Consider the following 17,732-nt stretch of genomic DNA (forward strand, 5'->3'; position numbering starts at 1 on the left):
AAGTGAACTCTGCGCAAGGGAGAGGCCCCAATATGAACGACGATTCAATTCTAAAACTCGGCTGGGAAGAATGGCTGAGCCTGCCGGACCTGTCCTTGCCAACCATCAAGGCAAAGATCGACACCGGTGCCAAAACCTCGGCGCTGCACGCGTTTGATATCGAGCCTTTCGGCTCTGCCTCGCGTCCCAAAGTGCGCTTTGCCATTCACCCGATTCCGGGCAACGAGTCGCTGACGATCCCCTGCTCTGCTCCGATCATCGACCGTCGTGACGTCATCTCGTCAAACGGCGAATCGGAAATGCGCTATGTGATCGAAACCATGCTGTCGGTCGGCGGTCAAAGCTGGCCCATCGAGGTGACGCTGACCAATCGCGGTTCCATGGCTTATCGCATGTTGCTGGGCCGTCAGGCCTTGCGCGAAAACACCGTTGTTGCCCCGTCCGAACGGTTCTGCCAGCCGGACCTCAGCTATGACGTCTACACCGCCTCCAAGCTGCGCACGGCCACCAAGGCGCGCGCGTTACGGATCGCGGTGCTATCACGCGAGCCGGGCAGCTATTCCACCGCCAAGCTGGTCAGCGAGGGCGAAGCACGCGGCCATGTGGTCGAAGTTATCGACACAACCCGCTGCTATATGGCGATCAACGCCAAAGCCCCCGAGGTCTATTATGATGGTAAGCGCCTGCCCCGTTTCGACGCGGTGATCCCGAGGATCGGTGCGTCGATCACCACCTATGGCTGCTCCGTGCTGCGCCAGTTCGAGACCCTCGGCACGTATTGCGTCAACGGCTCGGCCGGGATTGCCGCTTCGCGCGACAAGTTGCACGCGCATCAGGTGCTGGCCCGCCACCGCATCGGCATGCCGATGACCGCCTTCGCCGCATCCCCCAAGGACACCAAGAACCTGATGGATCTGGTCGGGACAGCCCCGATGATCGTGAAACTACTGGAATCCACCCAAGGCAAGGGTGTGGTGCTGGCCGAAACCAAAAAGGCTGCCGAATCCGTCATCGACGCGTTCCGTGGCCTCAAGGCCAGCTTCCTCGTGCAGGATTTCGTGAAGGAATCAGCGGGCGAAGACATTCGCTGTCTGGTGATTGGCGGCAAGGTTGTGGCGTCCATGAAGCGCAGCTCCGGCGGGGATGACTTCCGCTCCAACCTTCATCGCGGCGGTACTGCCGTGGTCACCCGCATCTCCAAGACCGAGCGCGACATGGCCACCCGTGCGGCCAAAGCGTTCAAGCTTGGCGCGGCAGGCGTTGATTTGCTGCGCTCCTCCGAAGGCCCGAAAATTCTGGAGGTCAATTCTTCCCCCGGACTGGAAGGCATCGAAAAAGCCACCGGCAAGAACATCGCAGGGCTGCTGATGGACCAGATCGAAATGCGCGTGCGCCCCGCTCCGTTGAAGAAGGCACCAAAGAAAACACCATGAACCGGCGCGCGCTCCTCCTCGGCCTGCTGGCCACCACGGCGCGACCTGCTTTCGGGCAGTCCGCGCGCTACGAGTTGGAGAACTCCCTGACCGAGCGCGCCAAATGGCGCAGCTTCGGCAACAAGGATTGGATCACCGGTGACCCGATCGAGCGCGCCCGATCAGGCCGCGCCCGCATCACAACCTACGAGCTGACGCATGTGGGCGGCAGCACTCCGGTGGCGCGTTTGAAATCGCTGATTGCCTTGGCCGAGGCTGGCCCGAAAGGCTATGACGCCGTGCATGTTGGTGCATCCGTTAAACCGCCGAAGCGACCTACTCAGATGAGCCTCGGCCAAATCCTCGCATGGATCAAACGCACCCCCGGCCAGCCCCACGCCATCGGGCGCTATCAGTTCATTCCATCCACCTTGCGGGTCCTGATCGCGCGTGCGGGGCTGTCCACCAAGGCCCGTTTTTCACCGCAGGTTCAGGATCAACTGGCGGATTTGTTGCTAGCCGATGCGGGGCTTGCCAAGTTTCAAGCTGGCCGCATGTCGCGCAAACGCTTTATGAACAATCTAGCGCGAATATGGGCCGGACTGCCGACCTCGTCGGGCAAAAGCTACTATGACGGCTACGCAGGCAACCGCGCCACCCTGACCCGCGCCTATTTCGACGCGAGAATGCGTGAGTTCTTTCCAAAAGCTTAACGCGGCTGCTAGCCAATGCACGGCCCCTCACACGGGGGCGTGACAAATTGGTGCTGGTGCAGCACTGGACGATGCCCAAGCTAATCCTTATATCTTTACTCAACTATCCCTGATGGATGTAAGAAATGAACCAGCCAACAGAACAACTCGAAGGCGCGCCGCTGATCAAGCCGTCCTCCACCGACCATCCGCTCTACGACAATATCGTGGAGGCGTGTCGCTCGGTCTATGACCCTGAAATTCCAGTCAATATCTACGATCTGGGACTGGTCTATACCATCGAGATCAGCGCCGAGAACGAGGTGTCGATCATCATGACCCTGACCGCCCCCGGCTGTCCCGTCGCAGGCGAAATGCCCGGCTGGCTCGCTGAAGCGGTGGAGCCCCTTGCGGGCGTGAAACAGGTCGATGTGGACATCACGTGGGATCCGCCTTGGGGCATGGAAATGATGTCCGACGAGGCGCGTCTGGAACTGGGGTTTATGTGATGTTTTCCATCCCCGGCAAACAAGCGGTTTCCATTACCGATCGGGCCGCTGCCCAGATCGCCAAACTGATGGCGCGCGACGGGCATAAGGCGTTGAAAATAGGCGTAAAAAAGGGTGGCTGCGCAGGCATGGAGTACACCATGGACTACGTGGATGAAGTCGCGCCCAACGACGAAGTGGTCGAGCAAAACGGCGCCCGCGTGATCATCGCACCCATGGCGCAGATGTTCCTGTTCGGCACCCAGATCGACTATGAAACCAGCCTGTTGGAAAGCGGGTTCAAGTTCATCAACCCCAATGTCTCCGAGGCCTGCGGATGTGGCGAGTCGATCAAGTTCGACGAAAGCCTCTTCGCCAAGGAATGAGCGTAGGCGAAGCGGATATCGCCTTCGCACGCGAGCTCTTCGCCGCCATCCCCGCCATATCGACCCGCAAAATGATGGGTGGACTCTGCCTCTATTCGGACGGGCAAATTTTTGCCCTTCTGCATTCCGACGGTCAGATATTCCTCAAGGCGCAGGGCGACTTTATCCCCGAAATTGAAGCGCTTGGCGGAACACGCTGGACCTACACGCGCAAGGACGGCAAAGTGACGGGTATGCCCTACTGGTCGCTGCCCGACCAGTTTCTCGACGACCCGTCCGAGGCCAGCGCCCTTGCTGCCCGTGCTTTGGAACATCTCTGAAGGACACCGCTCATGCGCCGCAAACTCGCCGCTGGAAACTGGAAAATGAACGGCTTGTCGGCCGAATTGGCCGAGGTTGAAGCGCTGTGCGCGGCCCACCCTGATCCAAAGGTCGATCTGTTAATCGCACCCCCTGCGACGTTGATCTCGTCCATGGTCGTCACCGCTTCGGATCACCGCATTGCGGTCGCAGGCCAAGACTGCCACGTGAAAGAAAGCGGCGCGCATACCGGTGACATCTCGGCCCAGATGCTGAAAGACGCCGGCGCGTCCCATGTCATCCTTGGCCATTCCGAGCGCCGCGAAAATCACAACGAAAGCGACGACGACGTGCGCAGCAAAGCCCGCGCCGCACTGGCTGCTGGTCTGAAGATCATCATATGCATCGGCGAAAGCTTGGAAGAACGCGAAGCCGCGAACACGCTCGACATCATTGCGGGCCAACTCGCGGGCTCTCTGCCCGACATCCTGACTGGCGAAAATACCATCATCGCCTATGAACCCATCTGGGCCATCGGCACAGGCAAGGTACCGACGCTGGGTCAGATCGGCGAGGTCCACGACTTTATCCGCACCAAGCTGGAAGCCCGTTTTGGCGAGGGCGTGGGCCGTTCCATCCGGCTGCTTTACGGCGGTTCAGTTAAACCAAGCAATGCCTCCGACATCTTTGCGGTGTCCAATGTGGACGGGGCATTGGTCGGCGGAGCTTCCCTGAAGGCAAGCGACTTTTCCGGCATAATCAAAGCCTTGGAAGGCGCCATCTAAATGGAACGCGTCTCGCAGTCGCCCACTGATCCGGCGCTGAACCAGAACCCCTACCCGTTCTATGACCGCATCCGCCCGCTCGGTCTGCTTGTCTGGTGGGAAGACTACAACATGCCTGTCGCCGCCTCACAGCCTGCAGTTTCGGCCTTGTTGCGTGACCGCCGTTTCGGGCGCGAAAATCCGACGCCGCCGATCATTCCCGATCACCAGAAACCGTTCTACGCGATCGAGGCGCATTCCATGCTGGAGCTGGAGCCGCCCCGTCACACCCGTCTGCGCGGCTTGGTCTTGCGGGCGTTCACCTCGCGACGGATCAAGGAACTTGCCCCCGAAATCGAGGCCCTCAGCTACCAGCTGATCGACGCGTTCCCCAATGAGCCTTTCGACCTGCTGACCGGATTTGCACAGCAACTTCCGGTGATTATCATCGCCCGCCTGCTGGGCGTCCCCGAAGAAAAAGCCCCCGATCTGCTGCGCTGGTCCAACGCGATGGTGCGCATGTATATGGCCGCCCGCACCCGCGCCGACGAAGAGGCCGCCGCGCAAGCCGCGCAGGATTTTTCGACCTATCTTGCGGAATATGTCAAAGCTCGTCGTGCAGCCCCTGCCGATGACCTGATCACCCAATTGATCGCCGCAGAAGAGGACGGCGAGCGCCTGACCACCGACGAGTTGATCACAACCTGCATCCTGCTGCTCAACGCAGGTCACGAGGCGACGGTCCACACCCTTGGCAACGGCGTCAAAACTGCGCTTCAAACAGGCCTGCGCCCCGACGATCCCGACCTGTTCGCCGAGGAAGTCCTGCGTTTTGATCCGCCGCTCCATATGTTCACCAGATACGCGATGGAGGATTTGGACGCCTTCGGTCACCACTTCAAAAAGGGCGAGCAAGTCGGGCTTTTGCTGGGGGCCGCCAACCGCGACCCCGAAGTTTACGCAGACCCGAACCGCTTCGATCCCGCCCGCGAACTGCTGCCGCATTCCAGCTTCGGCTCAGGCCTGCATTTCTGTGTCGGTGCTCCATTGGCGCGGTTGGAGCTGTCAATCGCGCTCAAAACTCTGTTTGACCGCTGCCCCGATCTGGCACTGGCGGAGGACCCTGAATACGCCACAAGCTACCATTTCCACGGGCTGACCCGTTTGATGGTGACGCGCTAATCGGCCCTCAAAGCGCCAATCAAAATGTCGCGCCGCGCAGCGGCTCATTTAGGTCAGGCCGGAAAAACAAAGCAGCGTTCGCGGCGCATGGTAAGCCACAAGGTCGTGCCCTCTTTTGGCAGGAACACCGCTGGCACCGTGGCCTTCAGATGCGATCCGTCCGAATCCATGCGGAATTCCACCAAGCTCTCGCGGCCCATGAAACGCGCGCGCTCTACGATGGCGCGCGCGGGCGTGCCGTCTTCGGGTGTCGGATTCGGTCCCTGCCCTTGCCGGTCAAAGTCGATTTTCAGGTGCTGCGGGCGGATCACGATTTCAACCGCGCCGCCATCCGGATGCCCCGGCGTCAGGAATTGACCGAACGGCGTGTCCGTCAACGCGCCATTGGACTGACTACGTATCACATTGATATCGCTAAAGAACGCTGCGGCTTCCTTGTCCACCGGCGCGTTGTAGATATTGTAGGGGTTGCCCTGCTGCACGATCCGCCCGCCACGCATCAGCGCGATCTCGTCAGCCATACGCATCGCCTCATGCGGCTCATGGGTGACCAGCAAAACGGCGGTGCCTTCTTCCTTCAGCACCGACAACGTCTGGTCACGGATACCGTCGCGCAAGCGATCATCAAGGCCCGAGAACGGCTCGTCCATCAGCATGATTTTCGGACGCGGAGCCAGTGCCCGCGCCAAAGCCACGCGCTGCTGTTCGCCGCCAGACAACTCATGCGGGTATTTCGCCTCGAAGCCGTCCAGACCAACGCGGTCCAGCAGTTCCATCACGCGGGTATGCGTCTCGGATTTGCTGCCCGTCAGCCCGAAGGCCACATTCTGCGCGACGCTCAGATGCGGGAACAGCGCGAAATCCTGAAACATCAGCCCGATGGAGCGCCCTTCCGGCGGCACACGTATCCCGTCGCCGCAGATCAGATTGCCGTCGACCCATAGCTCACCGCTGGTCTGACGCTCGACCCCTGCGATGATCCGCAAAGTCGTGGATTTACCGCAGCCCGATGGTCCCAAAAGGCAGGTCACCTGACCCGGTGCCACACTTAGTGACAGGTCGGACACGACCCGTTTTCCTGCAAATTCCTTGCAGATATTTTTCAACTCAAGCCTTGGGGTCACGTCACTTGCCGCCTCTTACCCGATCAAAACAATCGGAAAACTCGGGGGTTTTGGTAACAGCCCCGCCCCTAGTCGGCAACCCTGCGCGCGCCGATCAGCACTGCGGCAAAGCCGACCACCAGCAGGTTCGCGAATACCTCGGACAGCAACCGCAAAGCGATGACGGCGTTGTAGGTACCCGTGCCGCCCTCCCCGAACAGCGCCCCAAGCCAGTCCTGCGCCGAGGTCGCTTCACGGATGCGCAACTGGCCAATGATGTAGCCCCCCGTCAGGAAGGACAGGTAGTAGGCCGCGTAGGCCAGCGTCCCCGCCGCACCGTAGTAGTAGCCAAGGATCGCCGAATTCATCAGCGAGCGGGCGAAAATCCATGTGGTCACTTGGCTCAGCACCCGCGTCCAAAGCCCCAGCGCACGTCCTGCAAGCTGCCCCGCAAAGAACCCTTCGACCTAGGCGCGGCGCGGTGCCATCAGGAACGAGACCACAATAACCGCGCCAAAGGCGGCGATGACATAAAGGCTGAGCATGGGACGGTCCCGTGTTGGCAAACTTGCAGTTCTGCGCACATAACAAAGCCCCGCCCGACGGGCGAGGCTTTAGAACCGTTCCGATAAAAACGTGATGGATCAAAGGGTTGAGTTTACCCCGCCTCCGTCCAGCAAGATGTTCTGCCCGACGATAAACCCGGCATGTTTGGAACACAGGAACGCGCAGGTCGCGCCGAATTCCTCGCGGGTGCCATAGCGGCGGGCGGGTATCGTGGCCTCACGCGCCGCGCGCGCGTCGTCTATGGTGATCCCTTGCTGCGTGCTGACACCCGTGTCCAGCGACACCGCGCGGTCGGTCGCGTGGATGCCCGGCAGCAAGTTGTTCATGGTCACGCCCGAGGGCGCCACCTGCCGCGAAGTTCCCGCGACATAGCCCGTCAGCCCGGCACGGGCGGAGTTCGACAGCCCCAGCACCGCAATCGGCGCTTTCACCGATTGCGAGGTGATGTTGACCACACGACCCCAGCCACGCTCCATCATAGCGGGCACCAGCGCTTTGATCAGCGCTATCGGAGTCAGCATATTGGCATCCAGCGCGGCGATGAAATCTTCACGCTCCCAGTCCGTCCACATGCCCGGAGGCGGCCCGCCTGCGTTGTTCACCAGAATATCCACCTGCCCCGCGGCTTTCAGCACCTTGGCGCGTCCGTCTTCGGTTGTGATGTCAGCCGCGACGGCAACCACCTCGACGCCAAACCGGTCACGTATGGTTTGTGCGGCCTCTTGCAACGGGCCGTCGGTGCGCGCGTTCATCACCAGATCAACGCCTGCTTCCGCCAAAGCCTCGGCGCAGCCAAGGCCCAGCCCCTTGCTCGACGCGCACACCAAGGCGCGTTTCCCTTTGATACCTAGATCCATCTCAACCCCGTTCATTTCATTGTAAAATCTTCGCTCTGTTTAAGGCGTAGCAACTAACGGTCGCCGGGAGAAGAGGCGCGACATGAACTTATCGATTCGCGGCGCGGCTCTGGGTGCGCTCTCCGCCCTAAAGTGCGAGGTAGTCAAAACGCCCATACCGCGGGGATTGTTTCGCTGATCATTCAGTTTTGCGACACATTTAACCAAATTCCCCTGAAAACATTGCAACAGGTCGGGCATACAGGGTAGGTCTTTCCTTACTATGGCGGTGGGGTTCGTCAGGGGATGTCGGCGTGGGGGCGCTCGGTATCGTGATCTGATTAAGCCGTTCACCGCTGTATGTTTAAGAGTGAGCTGCCACATGCAACACCATCTGCCGACCGATTTCGTCGCCAATCATGCCTTTCTGGTTTATCCAGCCGCGGAATTCCGCGTGACCAACGGTGTGAACCATGGCGATCCGGTTGCTGGTATCAGCGACATTTGCCTTGGTGACGGCTACTGCCTGAAGCGCAGCGCGCAAATTTACTCGATGGACCTTTCAGAATGCGTCGGCACCGGCCTGCGCCCTGTTTTTTCTGTTTCCGACGGCAGCCAGATCGAAGTCCCGGGCACGCGGACCCGCATCGCGGCCCGCCTGACCTTCATGACCCAGATCGGGGCCTCCGTGGACGCTTTGGTCATTTCTTGCGACGCGCCTCTGGCACGTAACTACTTTTACCCGCTTGGCCCGATCGAGTCCGGTGTTGAGTACACCCTGATCGCCGTCGAAGACGCACCACGCGAAATCCCGCTCGCCGATCTGACAGGCATGAGCTTTGGACGCGGCACCCGCATCACCATGTCCGACGGCTCTCAACGCCCTGTCGAGCAACTTAAAGCCGGTGATCGCGTTCTCACCCGCGACAATGGCATGCAGGAAGTCCGCTGGGTCGGCTCGCGCACTGTGCAAGGTGCGGGCGAGTTCGCGCCTGTCGTGATCTCGCATGGCGCAATGGGCAATGCCGAGGATATCACCGTCAGCCAGCAACACCGCATGCTGGTCTCTGACTGGCGGGCCGAGGTTATGGTCGGCTCCCGCGATGTGCTGATTTCCGCGATTGATCTGGTCAATGACGACACGATCTTCATCCGCAAAGGCGGCTTCGTCGAATACACGCAGCTGGTCTTCGACCAGCACCAAATTCTCTATGCCGAGGGCGTGCCGACCGAAAGCCTGCACATGTCACGCCAGATCCTCAAAGGTCTGCCCGACGACATCGCAACCGAAGTGCTGCAACTCTTTCCGGACCTGCCTTCGTCCGAGCCAAAATTCAGCCGCGTCCCGCTGGAAAGCAAAGACGCGGCAAACCTGCTGAGGCAAACCGGACGGCTTTAGATTACTCGCCCGCGTAGAAGAACTCTTCGCGCACGATCTTCCCGTCCGCGACGTGATAAACGGCGACTTCTTTCATCACTTCCATCTCGCCGGTTTCCTTGCTCTTTGCATTCATCTCGAAAGTCACCGCAAACCGGTCATCCCCATGCGGGAACGGGTCTGACACTTCGCCCCCCAAAATTTCGTACATGCTGTCGAACCACGCATGTTTGGCCTTAATGCCTTCAACTCCGGTAATTTCACGCCCGTTGCCCATGTCCATGGCTTCCACCGACACGGCATCCTTGGCGTAAAGCTTGTCCAGATTGGCAAGTTCGCGGTTTTCACGGCATCCGGCGACCAACTCGTTGGCAACATCCATCAATTTCATATTCATTCTCCCACATATGTTCTATCTATGTTCTCACTATGGCCGAGTCCCCCGCCCCGATCAAGACAGGCGTTGTGACCGATTGCGGAACCCCGCCGACGCCTCTATATCCCGTCCCATGTTAGACCGCGCACATAACCAGCCAGAACTTCCGCCCGAGATTGCTCGGCGCAGGACCTTCGCCATCATCTCGCACCCTGATGCGGGCAAGACGACGTTGACCGAGAAGTTTCTTCTTTATGGTGGCGCGATCCAGATGGCTGGCCAAGTGCGCGCCAAAGGCGAAGCGCGGCGTACCCGCTCCGACTTCATGCAGATGGAAAAGGATCGCGGGATTTCGGTGTCGGCCTCCGCCATGTCCTTCGACTTCGACGGGCATCGCTTCAACCTTGTCGACACGCCCGGTCACTCCGATTTCTCAGAAGACACCTACCGCACGCTGACGGCGGTCGATGCGGCCGTCATGGTCATCGACGGGGCCAAGGGTGTGGAGAGCCAAACGCAAAAATTGTTTGAAGTCTGCCGCTTGCGCGACCTTCCTATCTTGACCTTTTGCAACAAAATGGACCGCGAAAGCCGCGATACATTCGAGATTATTGACGAAATCCAAGAAAATCTGGCGATTGACGTCACACCCGCCTCTTGGCCCATCGGCGTCGGTCGCGACTTCATTGGCTGCTACGATCTAATCAATGATCGCCTTGAATTGATGGACCGTTCCGACCGCAACAAAATCGCGGAAAGCATCAAGATCAGCGGGCTGGACGATCCGAAACTGGCCGAGCATGTGCCCGCTGCGCAGTTGAGCCAGTTCCTTGAAGAGATTGAAATGGCAAAAGAATTGATGCCCGAGTTCAATCACCAAGACTTTCTTGACGGCACTCTGACACCGATCTGGTTCGGCTCCGCCATCAACTCGTTCGGGGTGCAGGAACTGATGCAAGGCATCGCGGATTACGGCCCGCAGCCGCAGCCACAAAAAGCCAGCCCGCGCGCAATTTCTCCGGAAGAGCCAAAGGTTTGCGGCTTTGTCTTCAAGGTGCAGGCCAATATGGACCCCAAGCACCGCGACCGCGTGGCGTTTGTGCGCCTCGCATCGGGGCATTTTCTGCGGGGCATGAAGCTGACCCATGTGCGGTCCAAAAAGCAGATGGCTATTACCAACCCCGTGCTGTTCCTCGCCTCCGACCGCGAACTGGCCGAGGAGGCTTGGGCCGGTGACATCATGGGCATCCCGAACCACGGCCAGCTGCGCATCGGCGACACGCTGACCGAGGGCGAGATGATCCGCGCCACTGGCATCCCCTCTTTTGCGCCAGAACTTCTGCAAACCTGCCGTGCGGGTGACCCGATGAAGGCCAAGCATCTGGAAAAAGCCCTGATGCAATTTGCCGAAGAAGGCGCGGCCAAGGTATTCAAACCCGCCTTCGGCTCCGGCTTCATCGTCGGGGTCGTCGGCGCGTTGCAATTCGAGGTGCTCGCCTCTCGCATCGAGTTGGAATACGGCCTGCCCGTGCGGTTCGAGGCGTCGCAATTCACCTCCGCCCGTTGGGTCACCGGCGACAAAGCCGCGGTGGACAAGTTCATTGAAGCCAACAAGCAGCATATCAGCCACGACAATGACGGAGATGTGGTCTTCCTGACCCGCCTGCAATGGGACATCGACCGCGTGGCGCGGGACTATCCCGACGTGACGCTCAGCGCGACCAAGGAGATGATGGTTTAGCCTCCAGGGCGCGCGCCGAGTATCGCCAATCGGTCAGCTGACCAGATTGGCATCCATGGTTATGTCGCAGTCCAGCAGCTTGGAAATCGGGCAGTTTTCCTTTGCGCCAGTGGCCGCTTCCATGAACGCCTCCTCGGTGGCGTCAGGGATACTCGCTTTCACCGTCAGGTGCGATTTGGTGACGGTAAACCCGCCCGCCTTTTGTTCCAACGTGATATCCGCAGAGGTCTCGATGCTGTCTGCCGTCAGGTCATGCTCCCCCAGCACCATCGACAGCGCCATGGAGAAGCACGAAGCGTGCGCCGCACCAATCAGCTCTTCGGGATTGGTTCCGGGTGCATCCTCGAAGCGGGTGTTGTAGCCGTAGGGCTGATCTTTCAACGCGCCGCTTTTTGTGGACACATGGCCTTTGCCCTCTTTGAGAGTGCCGGACCATTTTGCGGATCCTGTATTAACTGACATGGTGATCTCCTTTACTTGGGTGGGGTTCATAAGCCAACGTCTGCCAAGGCCACACGGTTCCGCCGCGCATCAGTGTCGATTTGCGCAGGCACATCTGTTATGCTTACAGTAACAAGGCCGGAAAACGGTCAATAATATAATAACAACAAATAGATAGAGCAGCGACAGTGAGCATATCCCAAGCAAAAGAGAAGATGCCCAAGGGCCTCTTGGCCGCAGCCACGTGGGCGGCGGAGCGTACCCCCGACAGCCGCAACCGCGCGGTAGACCTTTACCGCGCCATTGCGATCATGTTCGTGATCTTGGGCCATTGGCTGTTGGTCGCGGGCGTCATCCGTGACGGGGAGTTGGAATTCGTCATCCTGCTCGCCGAACAGCGCTGGACCCACTACGCCACATGGTTGTTCCAAGTCATGCCGGTGTTCTTCTTCGTCGGCGGATTCTCCAACGGGTTGTCATGGACGTCGGCCCGCAAGGACCCTGTGAAAAAGAGCGCTTGGGCCGCCTCCCGCCTGTCGCGCCTGCTGAAGCCAACCGTTCCTGTGGTGCTGGTCTGGGCCATCGCGGGCGCTGTGGCCCATGCCATGGGCGTGTCGGTCGACCTGATTTCAAGCGTCTCGCAAGCCGCCCTCGTACCGGTGTGGTTCCTTGCCGTCTACATCATCATGACCATGGCCGTGCCGGTAACAGTCGCCCAGTGGGACAGGCTCGGGGTCGCATCTGTTGGCCTGCTGGCCCTTGGCGCAATCCTCGTAGACGCCATCGCATTCGGCGCAGATCAGGGCTGGTTGCGCTGGTCAAACTACGCCTTCGTCTGGCTCGCGGTGCACCAGCTTGGATACTGGTGGGGCAGCGCCGAGCGGCCAAAGCCATGGGCGCTTGGCTTCATCGCTCTGGGTGTCGCGTGGCTTTATATCCTGATCGTCCAGTTCGGCTTTCCCGTGGCTATGGTCAGCGTCCCGGGGGCCGAAATGTCGAACACCCGCCCGCCCACGACCGCAATGCTGGCCGTGGGTGCCGTGCAAATCGGTGTCATTCTACTGCTCACCGATCTGGCGCAAGCTTGGCTTCGGAACGTGCGAGTTTGGGCTTGGGTGATCGTGTTCAACCAGATGATCATGTCGATCTATCTGTGGCACATGACAGCCCTGCTCATCGTCGTCGGTATCGCCGCCTATATGTTCGGCGGGGCCGGATTGCACGAGCCTCCCGGAACCGGTCTTTGGTGGGCAGTGCGCCCGATCTGGGTCGTGCTGTTCACCCTCGTCCTCATCCCGTTTGTGCTGGTCTTCGTGCGCTTCGAGGCGGGCAGCAAAACTACCGCCGACATGCGCCCCGGCCCATGGCAGGCGATGCTGGGCGCTGTCATGACCTGCTCGGGGTTGGTCGTGATGGCAATGGTCGGGCTGGGCAAGGAGAACGCCATTGGCGTGAACTGGCTGGCTGTCGGGCTTGTGGTACTTGGCGTATTCGTCGCAACCCGCCGATTCTCTCGCAGTTGAGCGACCGGATTCCGGACCAATGGCCGCCGATACCCATGATCGGTGGCCATTTTATGTAGTAAATGGCTGAACTCCCTGTATTTGTTGACCTTACGATCCGGTCAGGATAAACGCTCCCTACCTGTGGAAAACGTCCGCAGGTCGACGCAGGGACGCGTTGAAACCTGCGTCCCCAATTTCTGCCGCATCTTGCCCATTAAGGGCCCGCGCAATTTGGATATACATGACAAAATTCTCAGACCTGAAGCTCCACGCTAAAGTACTCAAAGCCATCGAAGAAGTCGGCTATACAGAGCCCACCCCCATTCAGGCGGGTGCTATCCCCCCTGCCCTTGAAGGTCGCGACGTTCTTGGCATCGCCCAGACCGGCACCGGCAAAACCGCCGCCTTCACCATGCCGATGATCACGTTGCTGAACCGTGGGCGCGCGCGGGCGCGGATGCCCCGCTCCTTGGTTCTGGCTCCAACGCGTGAACTGGCAGCGCAAGTCGCTGAAAACTTCGACCTCTACGCCAAGCACACCAAACTGACCAAAGCCCTGCTGATCGGCGGCGTGTCGTTCAAGGAACAAGACGCCAAGATCGACCGTGGCGTTGACGTGCTGATCGCCACTCCGGGCCGCCTTCTGGACCATTTCGAACGCGGCAAGCTGATCCTATCGGACGTGAAAGTCATGGTTGTCGATGAAGCCGACCGGATGCTCGACATGGGCTTCATTCCCGATATCGAGCGCATCTTCCAGATGACGCCTTTCACCCGCCAGACGCTGTTCTTCTCGGCCACTATGGCGCCGGAAATCGAGCGGATCACCAACACCTTCCTGTCGAACCCCGAGCGGATCGAAGTGGCGCGCCAGTCCTCGGCCTCGGCCACGATCACCCAGCTATTGTTCGAACTTCCCGGCACCCGTCGCGACGCTCAAGCCAAGCAAAAGCGCGACTTCCTGCGCAAGCTGATCGACCAGGAGGGCGAGAAAGTCACCAACGGCATTATCTTCTGTAACCGCAAGGTTGATGTCGACATTGTCGCTAAGTCGTTGAAAAAATACGGTCATGATGCCGAACCGATCCACGGCGATCTGGACCAGTCACATCGCACGCGGACGCTGGAAGGTTTCCGTGACGGCAAAATCCGCTTCCTCGTGGCCTCCGACGTCGCCGCGCGCGGCTTGGACATCCCCAATGTAAGCCACGTGTTCAACTTCGACGTTCCCGGTCATGCCGAGGACTATGTCCACCGCATCGGCCGCACCGGTCGCGCAGGTCGTTTGGGCACGGCAATGATGATCTCGACCCCAAAGGACGACAAGCTTCTGGCCGCGATTGAAAGCCTGATCGAAACCACGATCCCCCGCGGTGATGTGGGCGAGCAGCAAGCGCCTGTGTCCAAAGCGTCAGAGGCGGACGTTGCCGCTGACAGCAAGGACGAGCGTCCGAAATCGCGCTCACGGTCCCGCTCTCGCAGCAGCTCGAAACCCAAAGACGAGGTGAAGGCTGACGCGCCGGACACGGTCACCCAGACCAAGCCGGAGGCTAATGCGAAGCCAGAACCAAAAGCGAAATCCGAACCCAAGGCAAAACCGGAACCACGCGTAAATCCGGAGCCGAAGGCCTCTGAAGCCGCATCAAATGACCAGTCCCGCGGCGACACCCAGTCCCGCTCTCGCGGTGGTAAAGGTCGTGGCCGGAACGAGGATCGTGGCCCGAAAGTGGTCGGTCTTGGCGATCACCTGCCGACCTTTATCGAAAAAAGCTTCGCTGACCGCCGCACCGACTAAGCGTGCGCGAATAACAAAAGAAAAAGCCCCCGAAGCATTCACTGCTTCGGGGGCTTTTTTTGTCTCAATAGCTTAAGCAGTTACGCAGTCAGCCGTGAAATCAGCACCACCACTTCGGGCTTCTTGCCAATTTCCTTTTGCGACGCTTGGCGCACGATCCGTTTGATCTGCTCTTCCAGCTTGTCGTCACTGGCAATCGTCTTGGCATCGGCGCGGCCAAGGAACTGGCCCACCTCTTCTTCCAAAATATCCTGCAACGGCGCTTTGGAGTGCCCTTTCTCAGGCAACCCACGCAACTCGCACCACGCATCCGTTAGTGGTTCGTCATCTTCATCGATCAGAATACCAATCACCGCCTGCCCGTTCAGCGCCATACGGATACGGTCGCGCACGACCCCGTCCAACGCGCCGATTTGCACCGAGCCATCCAGATACAAACGGCCCGTCTCGACAAACTCGACCACCTCGGGCCGGTTGCCCGACAGCGATACCATCGTGCCATTAGGGGCGACGACGGATGCAATGCCATTGGCCTCGCCCACCTTCGCGTGCTCACGCAACATGCGGTGCTCGCCATGGTTCGGGATCAGAATTTGCGGCTTCAACAATCGGTGCATTTCTTCCAGATCGGGGCGGTTGGCGTGGCCGGAGACGTGAATATCCGCCATCTTGTCGTCGATCACATCGACGCCCAACTCACTGAAATTGTTGACGATCTGGCCAACAGAAGTTTCGTTGCCCGGAATGGTCTTGGACGAGAACAGCACTGTGTCGCCTTCGCGCAAGGATATCCCAAGGAACTTGCCCCGTGAAAGTTGCGCGGTCGCTGCGCGCCGCTCGCCCTGTGATCCGGTCGCAAGGATCATCAGGTTCTCGCGCGGCACATCGCGGGCTTCTTCGGGCAGAATGTAGGGTGGGAAGTTCTTAACCACACCGGTCTCGACGCCCGCCTTCACCATGCGCTGCATGGAACGGCCCATCAGCACAACCGAACGTCCCGCCTCGCGGCCAGCTTCCGCCAGCGTCTTCACCCGCGCGATGTTCGACGCAAACGTGGTCGCCACGACCATGCCCGTCGCCTCGCGGACGATCGGCACGATATTCGGGCCAACGGTCGCTTCGGAGCGACCCTCATGGCGCGAGAACACGTTGGTCGAGTCGCAGATCAGCGCCTTAACCGGTGCCAAAGCAGCCCAAGCGTCATGATCAAACGGCTCACCCACGCCCGGCGTCACGTCAATTTTGAAGTCGCCGGAATGCACCACACGCCCGTCCGGCGTGTCGATCACAAGGCCGGAGCTTTCTGGGATCGAGTGCGAGATCGGCATGAAGCCCACCTTGAACTTGCCCACCTGAACCTGTTCCGGCATCTTGTCGACCACAGTGATCTCGGATCCGTCATAGCCATGCTCCGCCATTTTCAGCGCCGCAATATGGGCTGTAAACTTGCGCGCATAGATCGGCGCTTTCAGACGGCCATAGAGGTGTCCGATAGCACCAACATGATCCTCATGCGCGTGGGTGATAAAGATTGCATCCAGCTGCTTCGCGCGGTCCGCAATCCACTCGATGTCGGGGAAAATCAGGTCGACACCCGGGGTGCCGTCCATATCGGGGAAGGTCACTCCCGCGTCGACCAGTATGAACCGCTCCTTGCCCGGTTTCCCGTAGCCGTAGAGATACATATTCATGCCGACTTCACCCGCCCCGCCAAGGGGAAGGTAGACCAATCGTTCGCCTGCCATATTAGATATTCTTTCTGTTATGCTCGTTGATGACCACCAAGCCGTGCATGGTCAGGTCATCGTTAAATTCGTCAAATAGGGCCTCGGCCTGTTGGAACAACGGCGCCAGCCCCCCGGTAGAAATTACTTTCATATCGCGGCCGTGCTCGGCCTTGATGCGGGCGCAGATCTCCTTGATCAGCCCGATATAGCCCCAGAACACACCCGACTGCATACACGCAACCGTATTCGTGCCGATGACGTTCTGCGGTTTGGTGATGTCGACATGCGGCAACGCCGCCGCCGCTTGGTGCAACGCCTCAAGCGACAGGTTCACACCGGGCGCGATCACGCCCCCTATATAGGCTCCGTCCGTGTCCACCACGTCAAAGGTGGTCGCGGTGCCGAAGTCGACGACGATCAGGTCGCCCCCATACAGATTGTAGCCCGCAACCGTATTTACAAGGCGGTCCGGTCCCACGGCCGTGCCTTCGTCCACCCGTACCTCCACGGGAAGCTCGCAGCCCTCCTTGCCCACCACGATGGGGCGGGTGTTGAAATAACGGTCCGCGAAGACCCGCAGGTTGAACACAACACGCGGCACTGTAGACGACACAATCACCTCGGTGATGTTCACGTCGATCTTTTGGAAATGCATCAGCGTCGACAGCCAGACGTAATATTGGTCCGCCGTGCGCTGCCATTCGGTCGAGGTCCGCCACGTCGCGATAAACCGCTCCCCGTCCCAGATGGAAAACACGGTGTTGGTGTTGCCGCAGTCAATCGCCAGTAGCATTTCTCAAGCCCTTTCGCCTTTTGCCCCGTCTCTACAGTGCGTAACCGTCAGGGTCAAAGCGCACCGCGCGATGCCTTTGCGCGCCGTTAACCTGTTCCACGCTATACCCTGCACCGCTAGCACAGGCCGCCGACGGAGGTTTAACCCGACGTGGCCACCCAAAGGACCAGATTGCACGAAAGCCGCAATCACCGGTGAGACAAGGCTGACCCATGTGCAGCGTCCGATACAAGCTCGGGCGGCGCC

At 59.7% G+C, this 17,732-nt stretch carries 17 protein-coding genes and 1 pseudogene; 11 read left to right on the top strand and 7 right to left on the bottom strand.

Features of this window, described 5'->3' with window-relative positions:
* Positions 1–32 precede the first annotated feature (32 nt).
* From rimK to BDE40_RS08015, 7 genes are all read left to right on the top strand, one after another.
* Positions 33–1,433 (top strand): 30S ribosomal protein S6--L-glutamate ligase, encoded by a 1,401-nt coding sequence (gene rimK, locus BDE40_RS07985; RefSeq protein ID WP_134014009.1) that lies wholly within the window; start codon positions 33–35, stop codon positions 1,431–1,433.
* Positions 1,430–2,125: a lysozyme family protein gene (locus tag BDE40_RS07990; protein ID WP_134014011.1), complete on the top strand. Its 696-nt coding sequence runs from the start codon at positions 1,430–1,432 to the stop codon at positions 2,123–2,125. The genes rimK and BDE40_RS07990 overlap by 4 nt, the downstream gene beginning before the upstream one ends.
* 125 nt (positions 2,126–2,250) lie before the next feature.
* Positions 2,251–2,613, top strand: a complete 363-nt coding sequence (locus BDE40_RS07995; RefSeq protein WP_134014014.1) for an SUF system Fe-S cluster assembly protein — start codon at positions 2,251–2,253, stop codon at positions 2,611–2,613.
* The gene (locus BDE40_RS08000; protein WP_134014016.1) at positions 2,613–2,978 is read left to right on the top strand and encodes a HesB/IscA family protein; all 366 of its coding nucleotides are present in this window, start codon (positions 2,613–2,615) and stop codon (positions 2,976–2,978) included. Before BDE40_RS07995 ends, BDE40_RS08000 begins: the two co-directional genes overlap by 1 nt.
* On the top strand, positions 2,975–3,298 hold the full coding sequence (locus BDE40_RS08005) for a TfoX/Sxy family protein (protein WP_073139869.1): 324 nt from the start codon (positions 2,975–2,977) through the stop codon (positions 3,296–3,298). The genes BDE40_RS08000 and BDE40_RS08005 overlap by 4 nt, the downstream gene beginning before the upstream one ends.
* Before the next feature lie 12 nt (positions 3,299–3,310).
* Positions 3,311–4,063 carry a triose-phosphate isomerase gene (tpiA, locus tag BDE40_RS08010; RefSeq protein ID WP_134014018.1) on the top strand — a complete coding sequence of 251 codons (753 nt, stop codon included), beginning with the start codon at positions 3,311–3,313 and terminating at the stop codon, positions 4,061–4,063.
* Positions 4,064–5,224, top strand: coding sequence for a cytochrome P450 (locus BDE40_RS08015; RefSeq protein WP_134014020.1), 1,161 nt, complete (start codon positions 4,064–4,066; stop codon positions 5,222–5,224). It begins immediately after the preceding gene.
* 53 nt (positions 5,225–5,277) lie between these two features.
* On the opposite strand, the gene BDE40_RS08020 is transcribed toward BDE40_RS08015, so the two are convergent.
* The 3 genes and pseudogenes from BDE40_RS08020 to BDE40_RS08030 all read right to left on the bottom strand — a co-directional run bounded on the left by BDE40_RS08020 (position 5,278) and on the right by BDE40_RS08030 (position 7,751).
* Positions 5,278–6,348 (bottom strand): ABC transporter ATP-binding protein, encoded by a 1,071-nt coding sequence (locus BDE40_RS08020; RefSeq protein ID WP_134014022.1) that lies wholly within the window; start codon positions 6,346–6,348, stop codon positions 5,278–5,280.
* Between the two features lie 95 nt (positions 6,349–6,443).
* Positions 6,444–6,872 (bottom strand): annotated as a pseudogene (locus BDE40_RS08025) (SLC5/6 family protein); the annotation flags it as partial.
* 99 nt (positions 6,873–6,971) lie between these two features.
* Complete coding sequence (locus BDE40_RS08030; protein ID WP_134014716.1) at positions 6,972–7,751, bottom strand: SDR family oxidoreductase; 780 nt, start codon at positions 7,749–7,751, stop codon at positions 6,972–6,974.
* Between the two features lie 361 nt (positions 7,752–8,112).
* Here BDE40_RS08030 and BDE40_RS08035 point away from each other — a divergent pair, with 361 nt between their 5' ends.
* On the top strand, positions 8,113–9,129 hold the full coding sequence (locus BDE40_RS08035) for a Hint domain-containing protein (RefSeq protein WP_162848057.1): 1,017 nt from the start codon (positions 8,113–8,115) through the stop codon (positions 9,127–9,129).
* Between the two features lies 1 nt (position 9,130).
* Here BDE40_RS08035 and BDE40_RS08040 read toward each other — a convergent pair whose 3' ends face one another.
* Positions 9,131–9,499: a nuclear transport factor 2 family protein gene (locus BDE40_RS08040; protein WP_134014026.1), complete on the bottom strand. Its 369-nt coding sequence runs from the start codon at positions 9,497–9,499 to the stop codon at positions 9,131–9,133.
* Positions 9,500–9,617: 118 nt separating this feature from the next.
* On the opposite strand from BDE40_RS08040, the gene BDE40_RS08045 reads away from it, so the two are divergent.
* Positions 9,618–11,225, top strand: coding sequence for a peptide chain release factor 3 (locus BDE40_RS08045; protein ID WP_134014028.1), 1,608 nt, complete (start codon positions 9,618–9,620; stop codon positions 11,223–11,225).
* Positions 11,226–11,258: 33 nt separating this feature from the next.
* On the opposite strand, the gene BDE40_RS08050 is transcribed toward BDE40_RS08045, so the two are convergent.
* Entirely contained in the window at positions 11,259–11,687 is a 429-nt protein-coding gene (locus BDE40_RS08050; protein ID WP_134014030.1) for an OsmC family protein, read from the bottom strand.
* Between the two features lie 167 nt (positions 11,688–11,854).
* Between BDE40_RS08050 and BDE40_RS08055 the strand changes: the two genes are divergently transcribed.
* Entirely contained in the window at positions 11,855–13,189 is a 1,335-nt protein-coding gene (locus BDE40_RS08055) for an acyltransferase family protein (protein WP_134014032.1), read from the top strand.
* A gap of 223 nt (positions 13,190–13,412) precedes the next feature.
* Positions 13,413–14,966, top strand: a complete 1,554-nt coding sequence (locus BDE40_RS08060) for a DEAD/DEAH box helicase (protein WP_134014034.1) — start codon at positions 13,413–13,415, stop codon at positions 14,964–14,966.
* Positions 14,967–15,046: 80 nt separating this feature from the next.
* On the opposite strand, the gene BDE40_RS08065 is transcribed toward BDE40_RS08060, so the two are convergent.
* Together BDE40_RS08065 and BDE40_RS08070 are read right to left on the bottom strand one after the other, a co-directional pair.
* Positions 15,047–16,711: a ribonuclease J gene (locus BDE40_RS08065; RefSeq protein WP_134014036.1), complete on the bottom strand. Its 1,665-nt coding sequence runs from the start codon at positions 16,709–16,711 to the stop codon at positions 15,047–15,049.
* Between the two features lies 1 nt (position 16,712).
* Positions 16,713–17,486, bottom strand: coding sequence for a type III pantothenate kinase (locus BDE40_RS08070; RefSeq protein ID WP_134014038.1), 774 nt, complete (start codon positions 17,484–17,486; stop codon positions 16,713–16,715).
* Positions 17,487–17,732: the final 246 nt, after the last annotated feature.

Origin of the sequence: Litoreibacter halocynthiae (assembly GCF_004365635.1) — a bacterium.
Lineage (GTDB): Bacteria > Pseudomonadota > Alphaproteobacteria > Rhodobacterales > Rhodobacteraceae > Litoreibacter > Litoreibacter halocynthiae.

Coding starts and splice junctions, on each gene's coding strand:
- rimK (WP_134014009.1), top strand. CDS start 33: ATGAACGACGATTCAATTCTAAAACTCGGCTGGGAAGAATGGCTGAGC.
- BDE40_RS07990 (WP_134014011.1), top strand. CDS start 1,430: ATGAACCGGCGCGCGCTCCTCCTCGGCCTGCTGGCCACCACGGCGCGA.
- BDE40_RS07995 (WP_134014014.1), top strand. CDS start 2,251: ATGAACCAGCCAACAGAACAACTCGAAGGCGCGCCGCTGATCAAGCCG.
- BDE40_RS08000 (WP_134014016.1), top strand. CDS start 2,613: ATGTTTTCCATCCCCGGCAAACAAGCGGTTTCCATTACCGATCGGGCC.
- BDE40_RS08005 (WP_073139869.1), top strand. CDS start 2,975: ATGAGCGTAGGCGAAGCGGATATCGCCTTCGCACGCGAGCTCTTCGCC.
- tpiA (WP_134014018.1), top strand. CDS start 3,311: ATGCGCCGCAAACTCGCCGCTGGAAACTGGAAAATGAACGGCTTGTCG.
- BDE40_RS08015 (WP_134014020.1), top strand. CDS start 4,064: ATGGAACGCGTCTCGCAGTCGCCCACTGATCCGGCGCTGAACCAGAAC.
- BDE40_RS08030 (WP_134014716.1), bottom strand. CDS start 7,751: ATGGATCTAGGTATCAAAGGGAAACGCGCCTTGGTGTGCGCGTCGAGC.
- BDE40_RS08035 (WP_162848057.1), top strand. CDS start 8,113: ATGCAACACCATCTGCCGACCGATTTCGTCGCCAATCATGCCTTTCTG.
- BDE40_RS08040 (WP_134014026.1), bottom strand. CDS start 9,499: ATGAAATTGATGGATGTTGCCAACGAGTTGGTCGCCGGATGCCGTGAA.
- BDE40_RS08045 (WP_134014028.1), top strand. CDS start 9,618: ATGTTAGACCGCGCACATAACCAGCCAGAACTTCCGCCCGAGATTGCT.
- BDE40_RS08050 (WP_134014030.1), bottom strand. CDS start 11,687: ATGTCAGTTAATACAGGATCCGCAAAATGGTCCGGCACTCTCAAAGAG.
- BDE40_RS08060 (WP_134014034.1), top strand. CDS start 13,413: ATGACAAAATTCTCAGACCTGAAGCTCCACGCTAAAGTACTCAAAGCC.
- BDE40_RS08065 (WP_134014036.1), bottom strand. CDS start 16,711: ATGGCAGGCGAACGATTGGTCTACCTTCCCCTTGGCGGGGCGGGTGAA.
- BDE40_RS08070 (WP_134014038.1), bottom strand. CDS start 17,486: ATGCTACTGGCGATTGACTGCGGCAACACCAACACCGTGTTTTCCATC.